Origin of the sequence: Pseudomonas sp. WPR_5_2 (genome assembly GCF_003634475.1) — a bacterium.
Lineage (GTDB): Bacteria > Pseudomonadota > Gammaproteobacteria > Pseudomonadales > Pseudomonadaceae > Aquipseudomonas > Aquipseudomonas izuensis.
The window spans coordinates 109,702-126,061 of sequence record NZ_RBLA01000001.1; the positions used below are offsets into that span (position 1 = coordinate 109,702).

The window sequence follows — 16,360 nt, forward strand, 5'->3', positions numbered from 1 at the left end:
GTGGGGCGACGGCTCTGGCTGATGCTGGCGTTGATATTGCCGATGATGTCCGGCTATGCGCTGGCGGCTGAAAAGGTGCGCTATTGCGATTACCCGGTATACCCGCCGATTTCCTGGAGCGATGGCAAGCAGGTCCGCGGCCTGGCGCCGAGCGTGGTGAAAAAGCTGTTCGGCCAATTGGGCTACGACGTCGAGGTGGTGGTGCTGGGCAACTGGAAGCGCTGCCTGCTCGACGCCGCCGAAGGCCGGGTCGACGTGGTGCTGGCCTACAGTACTGTGCAGCGGGAACAGAGCATGTTGTTTTCCACGGTACCGGTGCTGCGTGAGGAAGTGGCGCTGTTCATCAATCGCCAACACCCGGTGAAATTCGAACGCTTGCAGGACCTGGCCAACTACCGTGGCGGCTTGCTGTTCGGTGAAAGCTACGGCGTGGAGTTCGATCGCATGGTCGCGCAAAACAACAACATCGAATGGGTCTCGGACAGTCGCCAGAACTTCGGCAAGCTGATTCGCGGCCGTATTGATTTCATCACCCAGGAACGCCGCACCGGGCAGTTGTACGTGGAAAGCCTGCCCGGCGCGCAAGACATTGTCGCCTTGCCCACGGCCCTGAGCGTGGATTACCTGCGGATCGCCGTTTCACGCCGTTCGCCGCTGGCTACGCGCATGCCGGACATCAACGCCCAGCTGCAACGCATGGTGGACGCTGGCGACATCGAGCGGCTGCTCAATGAAAGCGAAGTCACCTACCGCGACATGATCCACCTGCCGGCCAACGCCCAATGATTCGCGCTCGACCCGGCGGACTGCTGCGGCGCCTGCTGCTGTTCATTCTGTTGTTCAGCCTGTGCTTCACCGTGCTGGCCAGCAGCGTGCAGCTGTACATCGAATACCGCCGGGAAATGCGCGAAATCGACTCGCGCATGGAGCTGATCCGCGCCGGCTATCTGGCGAGCCTGGAGCGCAGCCTGTGGGACCTGAACCAGGAGCAGTTGAACGTGCAATTGCGCGGTCTGGTGGATTTTTCCGACGTGGCGCGGGTGCACCTGACCAGCCCCGACTACGACTTGCTGCAAGGCAACCCGGACCCGGTCGGCCCGTTGCGCATCGAGCGATTTGCCCTGGACTATCAACCACCTTCCGGCCCGTTGCGCCAGCTCGGCGAGCTGGAAGTCAGCACCGACCTGGGCGCGGTGTATCAGCGCCTGTACGCCACCGGACTGACCAGCCTGTTGTGGATGGGGGCGTTTTTGTGTGGCCTGGCGATTGCGCTGTCCGGGTTGTTTTATCGCCTGGTCACCCGGCACCTGCAAGTCATGGCCGGGTTCGCCCGGCGCATTGCCGCTGGTGAGTGGCATGAGCCGCTGCGCCTGGACAAGCGACGCAACGCACATGAAGACGAAATCGACACCGTGGCCCACGCCCTGGATGACATGCGCCGGGCGATCCTCAGTGACATCGAGCGCCGGGAAACCGATCGCCTGGCCTTGCAGGACAACCGCGACGAATTGCTGCGCAGGGTCGAACGGCGCACTGCCAGCCTGATGCGCGCCAAGGACGAAGCCGAGGCCGCCAACCAGGCCAAGTCGCGGTTTCTGGCGACCATGAGTCACGAGCTGCGCACACCGCTCAATGGCATTCTCGGCATGGCCGAGTTGCTGCGCGGCGCCCGTCTGGACCCGCAGGACAGCAAGCGCCTGGACGCCTTGCACAAGGCCGGCGAGGGCTTGCTGAGCATCCTCAATGAAGTGCTGTTTTTCGCCAAGCTGGAGGAGGGCGCGAGCCTGCCCGAGCCGGTGGATTTCTCGATGCGCCAGTTGCTCGACGAGGTGCTGACCCTGCTCGAACCCAAGGCACTGGACAACGACACGCTCCTGCATTGCCGGGTCGATCAGCGGGTGGCCGAACATCACTATGGCGCCGAACAATTCTTGCGGCAGGTGCTGAGTAATTTGCTGGCCAATGCCATCAAGTTCACCGAAGGCGGCGAGGTCAGCGTCGAGGTGGCGTTGCTCGATCAGCCTGAGGTGCAGAACGGGCAGCGTTTGCGGGTCAGCGTCACCGACAACGGTATCGGCATTGCCCCGGCGATGCAGGCGAAGATTTTCGAGCGGTTCACCCAGGCCAGTGAGGAGGTGGCGCAGCGCTTTGGCGGCACCGGGTTGGGGCTGGCGATCTGCAAACATCTGGTGGAGCACATGGGCGGCAGTATCGGCGTCAGCAGCGAAGTCGGGCGCGGCAGTTGTTTCTGGTTCGAACTGACCTTGCAGCCGGGCAGCGGCGTCATCGACGTCGCGTCGGTTCATGCGACGGGCGCGGCGCTGGACATACTGGTGGTCGAGGATGTGGCGCTCAACCGCGAAGTCGCCGAAGGGCTGTTGCAGCGGGACGGGCATCAGGTGTGGCTGGCCATCGATGGCGAGCAGGCGTTGGTGCAGTGCGCCGGGCGGCCCTTCGATCTGATTCTGCTGGATGTGCATCTGCCGGGAATGAGCGGTGTCGAATTGTGCAAGCGGATTCGCAGCACGGAAGGGCCAAATCGCCAGACCCGCATCTTCGCCCTGACCGCCAGCGTGCAACCGGCGTTGGTACGCGGTTATCTGGATGCGGGGATGGACGGCATTCTGGCCAAACCGCTGAAGCTGGAGAACCTGCGGCAGGTGCTGGCGGGGCAGACGGCGATCGCCGAGGCGGTGGTCGAGGACGAGGCGATGGATTGGCCGTTGCTGCACACCCATCGCACCTTGCTCGGTGAGCAGAAAGTGCAGGGGCTGTTGACCGTGTTGCGCGATTCGATCCTTCAACATCGCGAAGCGCTGGACGAAGCGATCGAGGCTGACGATTGCACGGAGGTCGCGCAACTGGCACATCGATTGGCGGGTAGCAGTGATTCGTTGGGGTTTCGTGGGCTTGCGGCGGTATTGCGCCAGTTGGAAACTGCGGCCCTGGGCAACGACGAATCGGCGATTCCTGGGCTGGCGCCAACCGTTCAGGCGCAAATGCAGCGGGCGCTGCAAACCCTCGAAGACCTTCTGGGAACATTGCCTCGATAATCCCAGACACACCGCATTTCCCTGTGGGAGCGAGCCTGCTCGCGAAGGCGGTGTAACAGCTCGCACATCTATTGACTCACACGCCGCATTCGCGAGCAGGCTCGCTCCCACAGGGTGTACAAGGTTGTTACGACTTTTTACATCTTTGATCTTTACGTACAACAGGGCCTTACATGGCTTTCCAATAATCGACGCAACCGCCGCAGCGCGGTCTTCGAAGCTTATTGGAGATAATAATAATGAATTGCCGTAAAGCTGATCCCTCCCCGAGCCATGACCTCCTGTCATGCGCCGCGCCCCTCACTGACTGCTGAGGTGCCGACATGAACGAAAACACTGATCGCAAAGGCATCCAACTGACCCGTGCCCTGAAAAGCCGGCACATCTTCATGCTGTCGTTGGGCGGCGTGATCGGCACCGGGCTGTTCATGGGCTCCGGCGTGACCATCAACCAGGGCGGCCCGGTGGGGGCGATTCTGGCGTATCTGGTGGCCGGTTTCCTGATGTACCTGGTGATGGTCTGCCTGGGCGAACTGTCGGTACAGATGCCGGTCTCCGGTTCGTTCCAGACCCACGCCACGAAATTCATCGGCCCGGCCACCGGCTTCATGATCGGCTGGGTGTACTGGATGAGCTGGGCGACCACCGTCGGCCTGGAATTCACCGCGGCCGGCATGCTGATGACCCGCTGGTTCCCGGCGGTGCCGATCTGGTACTGGTCGGCGCTGTTCGTGGTGGTGCTGTTCGGCATCAACGCCATGGCGACCCGCGCCTTCGGTGAGGCGGAGTACTGGTTCTCCGGGATCAAGGTCGCGGCGATTCTGGGTTTCATCGTGGTCGGCGTGCTGGTGATCTTCGGCGTGATGCCGCTGAGCAGCGGTGCACCGGCACCGATGGCGACCAACCTGATCGGCGATTCACTGTTTCCCAACGGCATGTCCGCCGTCTTCGCGGTGATGATGACCGTGGTCTACGCGTTCCAGGGCTGCGAGATCATGGGCGTGGCCGCCGGCGAAACCGATCAGCCGGAAAAAAGCATCCCGCGCGCGGTGCGCAACGTGGTGTTCCGCGTGCTGATTTTCTATGTGCTGGCAATCGTCGTGCTGTCGGCCATCGTGCCGTGGCAGCAGGCGGGGCTGATGGAAAGTCCGTTCGTGCAGGTGTTCGACATGGTCGGCATTCCCTATGCCGCCGACCTGATGAACTTCGTGATCCTCACCGCGATTTTGTCGGTGGGCAACTCCGGCCTGTATGCCTCGACCCGCATCCTCTGGGCGATGTCGAAAACCGGAATGGCGCCGAAAAGCCTGTCGCCATTGAGTAAACGTGGCGTGCCGTTGCGTGCCCTGAGCATCACCCTGTGCTTCGCTTTGGTGTCGCTGATGACCAGCTTCGTCGCGGCGGACACCTTGTTCATGGTGCTGATGGCGGTGAGCGGCATGTCCGGCACGGTGACCTGGATCGTCATCGCCTTGGCCCAATACAAATTCCGCAAGGCCTACCTGCGCGACGGCGGCAAACTCAGCGACCTGAAATACCGCGCCCCGTGGTTCCCGGTACTGCCGCTGATGTGCATCACCCTGTGCTGCTCGTTGTTCGTGTTCCTGGCACTGGATGAAACCCAGCGTCCATCGCTGTACTGGGGCTTTGGCTTTATTGCGCTGTGCTATGGCGCGTACTTCCTGTTCCATCGCAAGCATGAAGAGGTGTTGGCGCCGAGTTTGCCGGGCGCTTGATTCCAGACAAACAAGGCATTGCTTCCTGTGGGAGCGAGCCTGCTCGCGAAAGCGGTCTGTCAGTCAGCAGAGATGTTGAATGTGACGCCGTCATCGCGAGCAGGCTCGCTCCCACAGTTGTTTTGCGGTGCCCTGTGGGCAGTTGTTCGAAGTTGTAACAGAGATAGCGAGCAAAGGTTGTCTTTCGATAAAAAACCTAATTAAAACAATTAGATAGCTGATTAATACGCCTGTTACAGCCTATTTTCCTACCAATTGCCGCCTTACTGAACACTCGTTTAGTATGGCCTCAAGTCGCAACACCTCAGACCAATCACAATAATTCGGGGACTCGCATGACTACTCACGATTCGCTGCTCAGTCAGGTCGAAGCAGGCGTTGCCTGGATCACCCTCAATCGCACCGCACAGCGCAATGCGCTGGACATCCCGACGCTGAAAAACCTGCATGCCTTGCTCGACACTTATAACGCCGATCCTGCGGTCCGCGTGGTGGTGCTGACCGGCAGTGGCCGCAGTTTCTGTGCCGGGGCCGACCTCGATGAATGGGCCGAAGCCGAAGCCCGGGGCGCGCTGGAAACCTACGGTTGGACTGAAACCGCCCACGCCCTGATGACCCGCCTGCACAGCCTGGAAAAACCCACCATCGCCGCCATCAACGGCACCGCCGTCGGCGCGGGCATGGACCTGACCCTGTGCTGTGACCTGCGCATCGCCGGGCAATCGGCACGGTTCAAGGCCGGTTACACCAGCATGGCTTACTCACCGGATGCCGGCGCCAGTTGGCACTTGCCACGGCTGATCGGTGTCGAGCAGGCCAAGCGCCTGCTGTTTCTCGACGAATTGTGGGGCGCCGACCGTGCCCTGGACGCCGGCTTGGTCAGTGATGTCTGCGCCGACGATCAGTTGCTGACCGCCGCCAGTGAGCTCGCCTCGCGCTTGGCCGCCGGTCCGACCTTTGCCTTTGCCCAGACCAAGAAACTCATGCGCGAAGGCGCCGACCGCAGCCTGCCCGAGCAACTGCAGGCGGAACTGGCTGCCGGCCTGTTGTGCGGTCGCAGCGAAGACGGCAACGAAGCCCTGCGCGCCGCCATGGAAAAACGCCCGGCACGCTTCATCGGTCGATAAGCCAACACGATCCGTAGGAGCTGGCTTGCCAGCGAATGTTTTCAGCTCCGCCCCGATTCTCAGATAACGAACAACAGGTAGCACCATGAATTTCCAACTGACCCAAGAACAAGAAATGTTGGTGGACGCGGTACGCAGTTTTGTCGAAAAGGAACTGCTGCCCTATGAAGATCAGGTCGATCGCGCCGATGAAGTTTCCCCGGAGCTGGCGGCGCAGATTCGCGGCAAGGCGATTGCCGCCGGTTTCTACGCCTTCAACATGCCGGAAGAGGTGGGCGGTGGCGGTCTGGATTACCTGTCCCAGGCGCTGATCGAGCGTGAACTGTCCAAGGTCTCCTGGGCGCTGCACGTGTTCGTCGCGCGGCCGTCGAAAATTCTCATGGCCTGCAAGGGCGAGCAGATCAACGACTACCTGCTGCCGTGCATCCAGGGCGAGAAAATCGACTGTTTCGCCCTCACCGAACCCGGCGCAGGTTCCGATGCCAACGCGATCAAGACCCGCGCCGTGCGTGACGGCGACGACTTCATCCTCAATGGCAGCAAGCACTTCATCAGCCACGCCGGCCACGCCGATTTCGCCATCGTCTTCGCTGTCACCGACACCTACGAGCACAACGGCAAGAAGCGCAACGCCGTGACCTCGTTCTTGGTCGACCGCAACACCCCCGGCATGACCATTCGCCGTGGCCCCAAGTGCGTGAGCAACCGTGGCTATCACACCTTCGAAATGTTCTTCGACGACTGCCGCGTACCGGCCTCCAAAGTGCTGGGCGAAGTCGGCAAGGGCTGGGACGTGGCCAACGCCTGGCTGACCGCAGGCCGGGTGATGGTCGCCGCCAACTGCGTCGGCCAGGCGCAACGGGCGCTGGACGTGTCGCTGCAATGGGCGGCGGACCGCAAGCAATTCGGCCAGCCGATCGGCACCTATCAGGGCGTGTCCTTCAAGCTGGCGGACATGGCCACGCAAATTCGCGCCGCCGAACTGCTGACTTTGCACACCGCGTGGAAGATGGACCAGGGCACCATGACCGATGGCGAGGCCGGCATGGCCAAGCTGTTCGCCAGTGAAGTGCTGGGGCGCGCGGCCGATGGGGCGGTGCAAATCTTTGGTGGCATGGGCCTGATGGACGAAGGTCCGGTGGAACGCATCTGGCGCAACGCGCGGATCGAGCGGATCTGGGAAGGCACTTCGGAAATCCAGCGCCATATCATTTCCCGTGAGCTGCTGCGGCCGCTGCTGCGCTGATCGGTCCGGAGAATTCCCATGTCGCAAACCATTCGTGACAACCTCAAGCGCATGCTTGCCCCACGCCACGTGGCCTTCGTCGGTGGCCGCAGCATGGCCCGCGCCCTCAAGCGCTGCGCCGATGGCGGCTACCCTGGGCAAATGTGGCTGGTCAACCCGCAGCACGACGTCCTTGAAGGCGTGCCCTGCGTGCGCAACATTGCCGATTTGCCGTGCGGACCGGACGCGGTGTTCATCGCCACCAACCGCGACCTGACCCTGACCTGCGTCGCCGAACTCGCCGCCATCGGCACCGGCGGCGCCATCTGCTACGCCTCGGGTTTTGCCGAAACCGGCGCCGAAGGGCAGGCGCTGCAACAGCAATTGCTTGAAGCCGCCGGCGACATGGCCTTGCTCGGCCCCAACTGCTACGGCCTGCTCGACTACCTGCACAGCTCCGCGCTGTGGCCGGTGGCCCACGGCGGCAAAGCGGTGGAGAAGGGCGTGGCAGTGCTGACCCAGAGCGGCAACTTCGCTTACAACCTGTCCATGAGCGACCGCTCGCTTCCGGTGGCCTACATGGCCTCGGTGGGCAATCAGGCGCAACTGGGCGTGGCCGAACTGATGGACGTGCTGCTCGACGAGCCACGGGTCACCGCCATCGGCCTGCACCTGGAAGGCCTGAAGAACGTACCGGGTTTCGCCCGCGCCGCGCACAAGGCGTTGGAGAAGGGCATTCCGATCATCGCGTTGAAAACCGGCGTGTCGCAGATCGGCGCCGAACTGGCCCTCAGTCACACAAGCTCGTTGTCCGGCTCCGACGCGTTGTACGACGCGCTGTTTGCGCGCCTCGGGGTGATCCGCGTCAGTGGCCCGGTGAGTTTTGTCGAGACCCTGAAAGCCGCGGCCTGCGGTAACTTGCCGGCGGGCAACAGTCTGATCGCGCTGGCCTGTTCCGGTGGCGATGCCGGTTTCATTGCCGACTACGCCGAACGCAATGACCTGAACCTGCCGAAACTCGATGAAGGACAAGTCGGCGAACTGGCCCAGGTGTTGCCGAGCTACGCCAACCTGGTCAACCCGCTGGACTTCACCACGGCGATCTGGGGCGACGGTGAGGCCTTGAACGCCATGCTCGACAGCGCCCTGCGCACCGAAGCGGACGCGGCGATGCTGGTACTCGACTATCCGGCGGAGTTTACCGGCGAGCGCAAGGAATGCGACCTGCTGCTGGACCTGTACTGCAAGGCGCTGGAGCGTCATGGCAAGACCGGTTTCGTCACCTCGGCCTTCCCTGAACTACTGCCGCCTCACGCCCGTGAGCGCCTGCATGCCCAGGGCGTGGCGGCGTTGCAGGGGGTCGAAGACGGATTGGCGGCGTGGGGCCGTATCGCCGGTTACCAGCGTAATCGCCAGGCCTTGCTGGCCCTCGGTGAATCAGCACTGGTACCGCTCAGCCCGCAGGCACTGGAAGGCGAAGGGCAGTTGCTCAATGAATGGGATTCCAAACAGGCCTTGCGTGCCTTTGGCCTGCCAACGCCCAACGGGGTGTTGAGTACGCCAGACAAAGCGCTCAAGGACGCTAACGCCTTGGGTTATCCGCTGGTGCTCAAGGCGGTCAGCGCGCAATTGCCGCACAAGACCGAAGCCGGTGCCGTGGCACTGAACCTCAAGGACGACGCAGCCCTGAGTGCCGCGCTGGACAAGATGCGCGCCAGCATCAAGGCGTACGCGCCGCACGTGCCCTTCGATCAACTGCTGCTGGAACCGATGGCCAAGCCACCATTGGCGGAGCTGATCGTCGGCATCAAGCGTGAAAACGATTTCGGCCTGGCCCTGGTGATTGGCGCCGGCGGCATTCTGGTGGAGCTGCTCAAGGACAGTCGCAACCTGTTGCTGCCGACCACCGACGGCGCGATTCGCCAGGCCTTGTTGAGCCTGCGCAGCGCCCCGTTGCTGCAAGGCTTCCGTGGTCGCGAGGCGGCGGATCTGGATTCGCTGGTAGCAGCGATACGAGCGGTCGCCGATTACGCCTGCGAAAACGCCGCGCAATTGCTGGAACTGGATGTGAACCCATTGTTGGTCGGTGCCGATGGCACGACCGCGGTCGATGCGTTGATTCGCATCGCCCATGCGTGAGGACCTGAACATGCAAAGCAAAACCTTGACCGGTGGCCAGGCGCTGGTGCGTCTGCTGGCCAACTACGGCGTAGACACCGTGTTCGGCATTCCCGGCGTGCACACCCTGGAGCTGTATCGCGGCCTTCCCGGCAGCGGCATTCGCCACGTGCTGACCCGGCATGAGCAGGGCGCCAGTTTCATGGCCGACGGCTATGCCCGGGTCAGCGGCAAGCCCGGCGTGTGCTTCGTCATCACCGGTCCCGGCGTGACCAACGCTGCCACCGGCATCGGCCAGGCCTACGCCGACTCGATTCCGATGCTGGTGATCTCCAGCGTCAACCACACCGCCAGCCTCGGCAAGGGCTGGGGCATCCTGCACGAGTGCCAGGATCAGCGCGCGATGACCGCGCCGATCACCGCATTCTCGGCGGTGGCCCTGACCGCCGAAGACCTGCCGGAGCTGATCGCCCGTGCCTACGCGGTATTCGACAGCGAGCGTCCGCGCCCGGTGCACATCTCGGTGCCGCTCGACGTGCTGTCGGCACCGGTCGCCCGTGACTGGAGCAACGAAGTGGTGCGTCGTCCGGGTCGCGGCACGCCAGCGTCCGATGTACTGGACGCAGCCGTCGCCAAGATGCAAGGCGCCAAGCAACCGATGATCATCGCCGGCGGCGGTGCCTTGAATGCCGCAGCGCAGTTGCAGGAACTGAGCACCCGCCTGGCCGCGCCGCTGTTCACCAGCGTCGCCGGCAAAGGCCTGCTGCCACCGGACGCACCGCTCAATGCCGGTTCATCGCTGTGCGTGGAACCGGGCTGGGAGCTGATCGCCGAGGCCGACGTGATCCTGGCGGTCGGCACGGAAATGGCCGACACCGATTTCTGGCGCGAACGCCTGCCGCTCACTGGTGAAGTGCTGCGCGTGGACATCGATCCGCGCAAGTTCAACGACTTTTACCCATGCGCCGTGGCGCTGCACGGGGATGCGCAACAGACGCTGACCGCCGTGCTGGAGCGCCTGCCAACGGATGTCCGCAATGCCGACGTTGCCATCGCCAAAGTCGCGGCACTGCGTGAAGCCATTCAGGCCGGTCATGGTCCGCTGCAATCGATCCATCAGGCGATTCTGCAACGCATCGCCGCCGAACTGCCGGCCAACGCCTTCATCAGCACCGACATGACCCAACTGGCCTACACCGGCAACTATGCCTATGCCAGCCAGGCCACCCGCAGCTGGTTGCACCCGACCGGCTACGGCACTTTGGGTTACGGCTTGCCGGCCGGGATCGGCGCCAAGTTCGGCGCGCCGCAACGGCCGGGGCTGGTGCTGGTGGGTGACGGTGGTTTCCTCTACACCGCACAGGAACTGGCGACGGCGGTCGAGGAGCTGGACAGCCCGCTGGTGGTGTTGCTGTGGAACAACGATGCCCTGGGGCAGATTCGCGACGACATGATCGGCCTCGATATCGAGCCCATCGGCGTGCTGCCACGCAATCCGGACTTCGCCGCCCTGGGTCGCGCCTTCGGTTGCACGGTGAGCCAGCCGCAGAATCTCGCGGAACTGCAAACCGACCTGCGCCATGGCTTCAATCGCAACGGCGTCACCCTGATCGAACTCAAGCATGCCTGCGTTCGCTGATATTCAACTTTTTGAAGAGGGGATAGTGCGATGCGCTTTTCCGATCTGACCCAACGTATCGCCGGTGACGGCGCCGCCGCCTGGGATATTCACTACCGTGCGCTGGCCATGATGGAGCAGGGCAAGGACATTCTGCTGTTGTCGGTGGGTGACCCTGACTTCGACACGCCGCAACCGATCGTGCAGGGCGCCATCGACAGCCTGTTGTCCGGCAACACCCACTACGCCGAGGTGCGCGGCAAGCGTGCCTTGCGCGAAGCCATCGCCAGACGCCACCGGCAACGCAGTGGTCAACCGGTGACAGCCGACGAGGTCACGGTACTGGCCGGGGCGCAATGTGCGCTGTTCAGCGTGGCCCAGTGCGTGCTCAATCCGGGCGATGAAGTGATCGTCGCCGAACCGATGTACGTCACCTACGAGGCCGTATTCGGTGCCTGCGGTGCGGTGGTGGTGCCCGTGCCGGTGCGTTCGGAGAACGGTTTCCGTGTGCAGGCCGAAGACGTCGCCGCACGCATCACCCCGCGCACCCGTGCGCTGGCGCTGAACAGCCCGCACAATCCGTCGGGGGCAAGCCTGCCGCGCAGCACCTGGCAAGCCTTGGCCGAACTGTGCATCGCCCACGACCTGTGGCTGATTTCCGACGAGGTCTATAGCGAGCTGCTGTTCGACGGCGAACACGTCAGCCCGGCCAGTTTACCGGGCATGGCCGAGCGCACCGCGACCCTCAACAGCCTGTCGAAATCCCACGCCATGACCGGTTGGCGCGTCGGCTGGGTGGTGGCGCCGCCATCCTTGTCCGCGCACCTGGAAAACCTCGCGTTGTGCATGCTCTACGGCTCGCCGGACTTCATTCAGGATGCAGCCGTGGTGGCGCTGGAAAGCCAGCTGCCGGAGCTGGACGCCATGCGCGAAGCCTATCGCCAGCGTCGCGACCTGGTCTGCGAAAACCTCGCCGGTTGCCCCGGCGTGCGTGCCTTGAAACCCGATGGCGGCATGTTCGTGATGGTCGACATCCGCGAAACCGGGCTCAGCGCCCAGGCGTTTGCCGACCGCCTGCTGGATCGCCATGGCGTCTCGGTATTGGCCGGCGAAGCCTTCGGCCCGAGCGCTGCCGGTCACATTCGCCTCGGATTGGTGGTGGGGGCCGCGCCCTTGCGCGATGCCTGCCAGCGCATTGCCCGTTGTGCACAGGAATTGATGGAGGCTCAGGTTCATGCTTGATCACAAGACACTGTTTATTGATGGGCGCTGGCAAACCCCGTCTGGCCAAGGCGTCGCCGAAGTCATCAACCCGGCCACCGAAGAAGTGGCCGGCAGCGTGCCGCTGGGCGATGAGCGCGATGTCGATAACGCCGTGGCGGCGGCGCGCAGGGCCTTTGGGCCATGGTCGCGTACGCCATCCAGCGTGCGCGCCGGGTACATCCACGCCTTGACTGAACAACTGAAAGCCCGCGCCGATGAAATGGCGGCGGTGATCACCACCGAACTGGGCATGCCGGTGCAGTGGAGTCGTTCGGTGCAGGTAGACGGGCCGATCCTGGGCCTGGAGCAGTACATCGAACTGGCCGGTTTGATGGACGAAGTGCGCGAAGTCGGCAACTCGCTGGTGATCCGCGAGGCGGTGGGCGTCTGCGCGTTCATCAACCCGTGGAATTACCCGCTGCACCAATTGATCGGCAAGCTTGCGCCGGCACTGGCCGCCGGTTGCACGGTGGTGGTCAAGCCGAGTCAGGAAACTCCGCTGCACGCGTTTTTACTGGCGCAGATGATCGAAGACATTGGCCTGCCGGCCGGCGTGTTCAACCTGGTCAGCGGACCGGGTTCCAAAGTCGGCGAAGCCCTGGCCAAACACCCGGACGTGGACATGGTGTCGTTCACCGGTTCCACCGGTGCGGGCGTGCGAGTCTCCCAGGCAGCGGCACCCTCGGTGAAGCGGGTGTGCCTGGAGCTGGGTGGCAAGTCGGCGCTGCTGATCGCCGAAGATGCCGATCTGGACGCCGCGGTTCGCTATGGCGTGCAGGACGTGATGATCAACTCCGGCCAGACCTGCACCGCGCTGACCCGCATGTTGCTGCCGGCCAGCCGTTATGCCGAAGCGGTTGCAATTGCGCTGGAGGAAACGCTGAGCCTGAAGATGGGCGATCCGCTCGATCCACAAAGCTTCCTCGGCCCGATGTGCTCCGCCGGGCAACGCCGCACCGTGCTCGATTACATCAAGATCGGCCAGGAGGAAGGCGCACGCCTGCTGTGCGGCGGCGATGCGGCACCGGACTTCGAGCGTGGCTACTACGTCAGCCCGACGCTGTTCGCCGATGTCGACAACAGCATGCGCATTGCCCAGGAAGAAATCTTCGGCCCGGTGTTGTGCCTGATTCCTTACGACGATGAGGCGCAGGCGATCCAGATCGCCAACGACTCGCCGTTCGGTTTGTCCAGCGGCGTGTGGGCCGGCAGTACCGGGCGGGCGTTGGAACTGGGGCGGCAACTGCGGGCAGGCCAGTGCTTCCTGAATGGCGCGGCATTCAATTATCAGGCGCCGTTCGGTGGCTACAAGCAGTCCGGTAATGGCCGTGAATGGGGGGAAGAGGGGCTCAACGAATTCGTCGAAGTGAAGGCGATTCAGGTGTGACCGTCAACGATTCAAGTGTTTTGCGCACCGGGCCCTGGCCCGGTGTCTTGCGTGGCTTTGAACGGGTATTTCATTAGTCTTTATCAGGGGCAATGCAATGAGCGATAACAACAACAAGATTACTCAAGCGAACCATGAATTCAGCTTCCCGCGTCGCGACTTTTTAAAGTACAGCGCAGCGGCAGCCGCGGTGGCCGGGGCGTTCTCCATGGGCCTGCCGTTGGGTGCCTTTGCCGCAGAGGCCACGCCAAAACCCGGTGGCGTGTTGCGCCTGGGCCTGGCCGGTGGCAGCACCACCGACTCGAAAGATCCGGGCTCCTGGAGCGACACCTTCACCTTCGTCGGTTTCTCGGCGGTCTATAACACCCTGACCGAAATTGCCGTGGACGGCACCGCGATTCCCGAGCTGGCCGAAAGCTGGACCTCGACCCCGGACGCCCGTGTCTGGACCTTCAAACTGCGCCAGGGCGTGACCTTCCACAACGGCAAGACCCTGACCGCCGATGACGTGGTGGCCTCGATCCAGCATCACCTCGGGGAAAAATCCACCTCGGCGGCCAAGACCGTATTGGGCGACGTGGCCAAGGTCAGCGCCAATGGCAGCGACAGCGTCGTGTTCGAACTGCATTCGGGCAACGCCGATTTCTCGTATGTGGTCGCCGACTATCACCTGGCGATCATGCCGAGCAAGGACGGGGTGGCGGACTGGCAGGCCGGCGTCGGCACCGGAGGCTATCGCCTCAAGGATTTCGAGCCGGGCGTGCGCATGACCCTGGAACGCAGCCCCGATTACTGGAAAGCCGGCCGCGCGCACTTCGCCAGTGCCGAACTGATTGCCATCGCCGACGGCGCGGCGCGGGTCAATGCGCTGGTCACCGGGCAAGTGGACGTGATCAACAAGGTCGATCTGAAAACCGTGGCGTTGCTCAAGCGCAACCCGAACCTGGTCATCGAAGAAACCAAGGGCGCCCAGCACTACACCTTCCCGATGCTCACCGACAGCCAGGTGTTCCAGAACAACGACGTGCGCCTGGCGATGAAGCACGCGATCAACCGCGAAACCCTATTGGCTTCGGTGCTGTACGGCTATGGCCTGGTGGGCAACGACCACCCGATCCAGCCCGGCAGCCGCTTCATCAACACCGCTTTGGAGCAACGCAGCTACGATCCGGACAAGTCGCGTTTCTACTTGAAGAAGGCCGGGCTGGATTCGCTGAAGGTGCGCCTGCAAGCCTCCGACGCGGCGTACACCGGCGCTGTCGACGCCTCGGTGCTGTTCAAGGAACAGGCGCGTGCGGCCGGGATCGACATAGACGTCGTACGCGAACCTGCCGACGGTTTTTTCTCCAACGTCTGGATGAAGCAGCCCTTCACCACCTCGTTCTGGTACAGCAGCCTGACCGCCGACCGCATGTTCAGCATCGGTTACGCCAAGGGCGCGGCGTGGAACGAAACCCATTGGGACAACCCGCGCTTCAATCAGCTGCTCAACGCCGCCCGCGGCGAAATGAACGACCCGCTGCGCCGCGAGATGTACAACGAAATGCAGGCGCTGTGCCGGGATGACGGCGGGGCCATCGTGCCGCTGTTCGCCAGCTCCGTGGCGGCGCGCTCCAACCGCGTCATGCACGGCGGCCAGACCGCGCCCTATGGCGAGCTGGATGGGTTGCGGGTGATTGAGCGGTGGTGGCAGGCGTAAGGCCGGTCGCGGTTTTCAGGACAATGAAGATCCCTGTGGGAGCTGGCTTGCCAGCGATGACGGACTTAGGGTCGATAGTTTTGTCGACTGACACACCGCTATCGCTGGCAAGCCAGCTCCCACAGGTTATGTGTGCGTCTTCGTGAGTGTGCCCATTTCAAGGAATTGCGCGGTGAATAGTATTTTAAAGTTGCTACTTCAGCGTTTGGCATTGGGGCTGTTATCGCTGTTGGCGGTGTCAGTGATCATTTTTCTCGCGGTCGGCATGCTCCCGGGCGATATCGCCCAGGCCATGCTCGGCCAGTCCGCCACCCCGGAAACCGTGGCGGCGTACCGGGCGCAACTGGGTCTGGACATGCCGCCGCTGACCCGCTTCGGGCACTGGATCTGGCACCTGCTGCAAGGTGACCTCGGCGTGTCGCTGGCCAACCAGCGGCCCATCGCCGAACTGGTGGGCACGCGTCTGGGCAACACCTTCAGCCTGGCGCTGCTGGCCGCACTGGTGTCAGTGCCGCTGGCCTTGCTGCTGGGGATGCTCGCGGCGTTGTATCGCAACAGCTGGTTCGACCGCTTGCTCAATACCTCGGCCCTGAGCGCGGTGTCGTTCCCGGAGTTCTTCGTCGCCTACATCCTGATCCTGGTGTTCGCGGTCAAGCTCAACTGGTTCCCCAGCATTTCCAACCTGTCGCCGAATGCCTCGCTGGGCGAAGTCCTTGAGCGCTCGGTACTGCCGGTCGCAACCCTGAGCCTGGTGGTGATCGCGCAGATGATGCGCATGACCCGCGCCTCCCTGATCAACCTGCTGGCCAGCCCGTACATCGAAATGGCCCGGCTCAAGGGCATCAGCCAGTCGCGGATCATCTTCCGCCATGCCTTGCCCAATGCCCTGGCGCCCATCGTCAACGTGGTGGCGCTGAACCTGGCGTACCTGGTGGTCGGCGTGGTGGTGGTCGAAGTGGTGTTCGTCTATCCCGGTCTTGGCCAGTTGCTGGTGGACTCGGTGGCCAAGCGTGACATCCCGGTGGTACAGGCCTGCAGCCTGATCTTCGCCGCGACCTACATCCTGCTCAATACCAGCGCCGATGTACTGTCGATTGCCAGTAACCCACGCCTGATGCATCCGAAGGGGTAAGC

General features: G+C 63.2%; 11 protein-coding genes. All 11 read left to right on the plus strand.

All coding sequences use genetic code 11. The features are described from left to right. The first annotated feature begins 21 nt into the window (after window positions 1-21). Window positions 22-786, plus strand: coding sequence for an ABC transporter substrate-binding protein (locus BJ917_RS00490; protein ID WP_121103062.1), 765 nt, complete (start codon window positions 22-24; stop codon window positions 784-786). After that, window positions 783-3,053, plus strand: a complete 2,271-nt coding sequence (locus BJ917_RS00495; protein WP_121100939.1) for an ATP-binding protein — start codon at window positions 783-785, stop codon at window positions 3,051-3,053. The genes BJ917_RS00490 and BJ917_RS00495 overlap by 4 nt, the downstream gene beginning before the upstream one ends. A 323-nt stretch (window positions 3,054-3,376) precedes the next feature. After that, window positions 3,377-4,789: an amino acid permease gene (locus BJ917_RS00500; protein WP_096511645.1), complete on the plus strand. Its 1,413-nt coding sequence runs from the start codon at window positions 3,377-3,379 to the stop codon at window positions 4,787-4,789. Between the two features lie 335 nt (window positions 4,790-5,124). Continuing rightward, window positions 5,125-5,916 carry an enoyl-CoA hydratase/isomerase family protein gene (locus tag BJ917_RS00505; protein ID WP_096511644.1) on the plus strand — a complete coding sequence of 264 codons (792 nt, stop codon included), beginning with the start codon at window positions 5,125-5,127 and terminating at the stop codon, window positions 5,914-5,916. Window positions 5,917-6,001: 85 nt separating this feature from the next. After that, on the plus strand, window positions 6,002-7,162 hold the full coding sequence (locus tag BJ917_RS00510) for an acyl-CoA dehydrogenase family protein (RefSeq protein WP_121100942.1): 1,161 nt from the start codon (window positions 6,002-6,004) through the stop codon (window positions 7,160-7,162). A gap of 18 nt (window positions 7,163-7,180) precedes the next feature. Continuing rightward, entirely contained in the window at window positions 7,181-9,280 is a 2,100-nt protein-coding gene (locus tag BJ917_RS00515) for an acetate--CoA ligase family protein (RefSeq protein WP_121100945.1), read from the plus strand. A gap of 10 nt (window positions 9,281-9,290) precedes the next feature. Continuing rightward, window positions 9,291-10,898, plus strand: a complete 1,608-nt coding sequence (locus BJ917_RS00520) for a 5-guanidino-2-oxopentanoate decarboxylase (RefSeq protein ID WP_121103063.1) — start codon at window positions 9,291-9,293, stop codon at window positions 10,896-10,898. A gap of 30 nt (window positions 10,899-10,928) precedes the next feature. Further along, window positions 10,929-12,119 (plus strand): pyridoxal phosphate-dependent aminotransferase, encoded by a 1,191-nt coding sequence (locus tag BJ917_RS00525; RefSeq protein ID WP_121100948.1) that lies wholly within the window; start codon window positions 10,929-10,931, stop codon window positions 12,117-12,119. Beyond that, complete coding sequence (locus BJ917_RS00530; RefSeq protein ID WP_121100951.1) at window positions 12,112-13,527, plus strand: aldehyde dehydrogenase family protein; 1,416 nt, start codon at window positions 12,112-12,114, stop codon at window positions 13,525-13,527. The genes BJ917_RS00525 and BJ917_RS00530 overlap by 8 nt, the downstream gene beginning before the upstream one ends. Window positions 13,528-13,624: 97 nt before the next feature. Beyond that, window positions 13,625-15,226 carry an ABC transporter substrate-binding protein gene (locus tag BJ917_RS00535; RefSeq protein WP_121100954.1) on the plus strand — a complete coding sequence of 534 codons (1,602 nt, stop codon included), beginning with the start codon at window positions 13,625-13,627 and terminating at the stop codon, window positions 15,224-15,226. A gap of 172 nt (window positions 15,227-15,398) precedes the next feature. Further along, window positions 15,399-16,358 carry an ABC transporter permease gene (locus BJ917_RS00540; RefSeq protein ID WP_096511638.1) on the plus strand — a complete coding sequence of 320 codons (960 nt, stop codon included), beginning with the start codon at window positions 15,399-15,401 and terminating at the stop codon, window positions 16,356-16,358. Window positions 16,359-16,360 lie beyond the last annotated feature (2 nt).

Bases quoted from the DNA above. Each gene is read 5' to 3' on its own strand.
- BJ917_RS00490 (WP_121103062.1), top strand. From the start codon at position 22: ATGCTGGCGTTGATATTGCCGATGATGTCCGGCTATGCGCTGGCGGCT.
- BJ917_RS00525 (WP_121100948.1), top strand. From the start codon at position 10,929: ATGCGCTTTTCCGATCTGACCCAACGTATCGCCGGTGACGGCGCCGCC.
- BJ917_RS00520 (WP_121103063.1), top strand. From the start codon at position 9,291: ATGCAAAGCAAAACCTTGACCGGTGGCCAGGCGCTGGTGCGTCTGCTG.
- BJ917_RS00510 (WP_121100942.1), top strand. From the start codon at position 6,002: ATGAATTTCCAACTGACCCAAGAACAAGAAATGTTGGTGGACGCGGTA.
- BJ917_RS00505 (WP_096511644.1), top strand. From the start codon at position 5,125: ATGACTACTCACGATTCGCTGCTCAGTCAGGTCGAAGCAGGCGTTGCC.
- BJ917_RS00530 (WP_121100951.1), top strand. From the start codon at position 12,112: ATGCTTGATCACAAGACACTGTTTATTGATGGGCGCTGGCAAACCCCG.
- BJ917_RS00495 (WP_121100939.1), top strand. From the start codon at position 783: ATGATTCGCGCTCGACCCGGCGGACTGCTGCGGCGCCTGCTGCTGTTC.
- BJ917_RS00535 (WP_121100954.1), top strand. From the start codon at position 13,625: ATGAGCGATAACAACAACAAGATTACTCAAGCGAACCATGAATTCAGC.
- BJ917_RS00500 (WP_096511645.1), top strand. From the start codon at position 3,377: ATGAACGAAAACACTGATCGCAAAGGCATCCAACTGACCCGTGCCCTG.
- BJ917_RS00515 (WP_121100945.1), top strand. From the start codon at position 7,181: ATGTCGCAAACCATTCGTGACAACCTCAAGCGCATGCTTGCCCCACGC.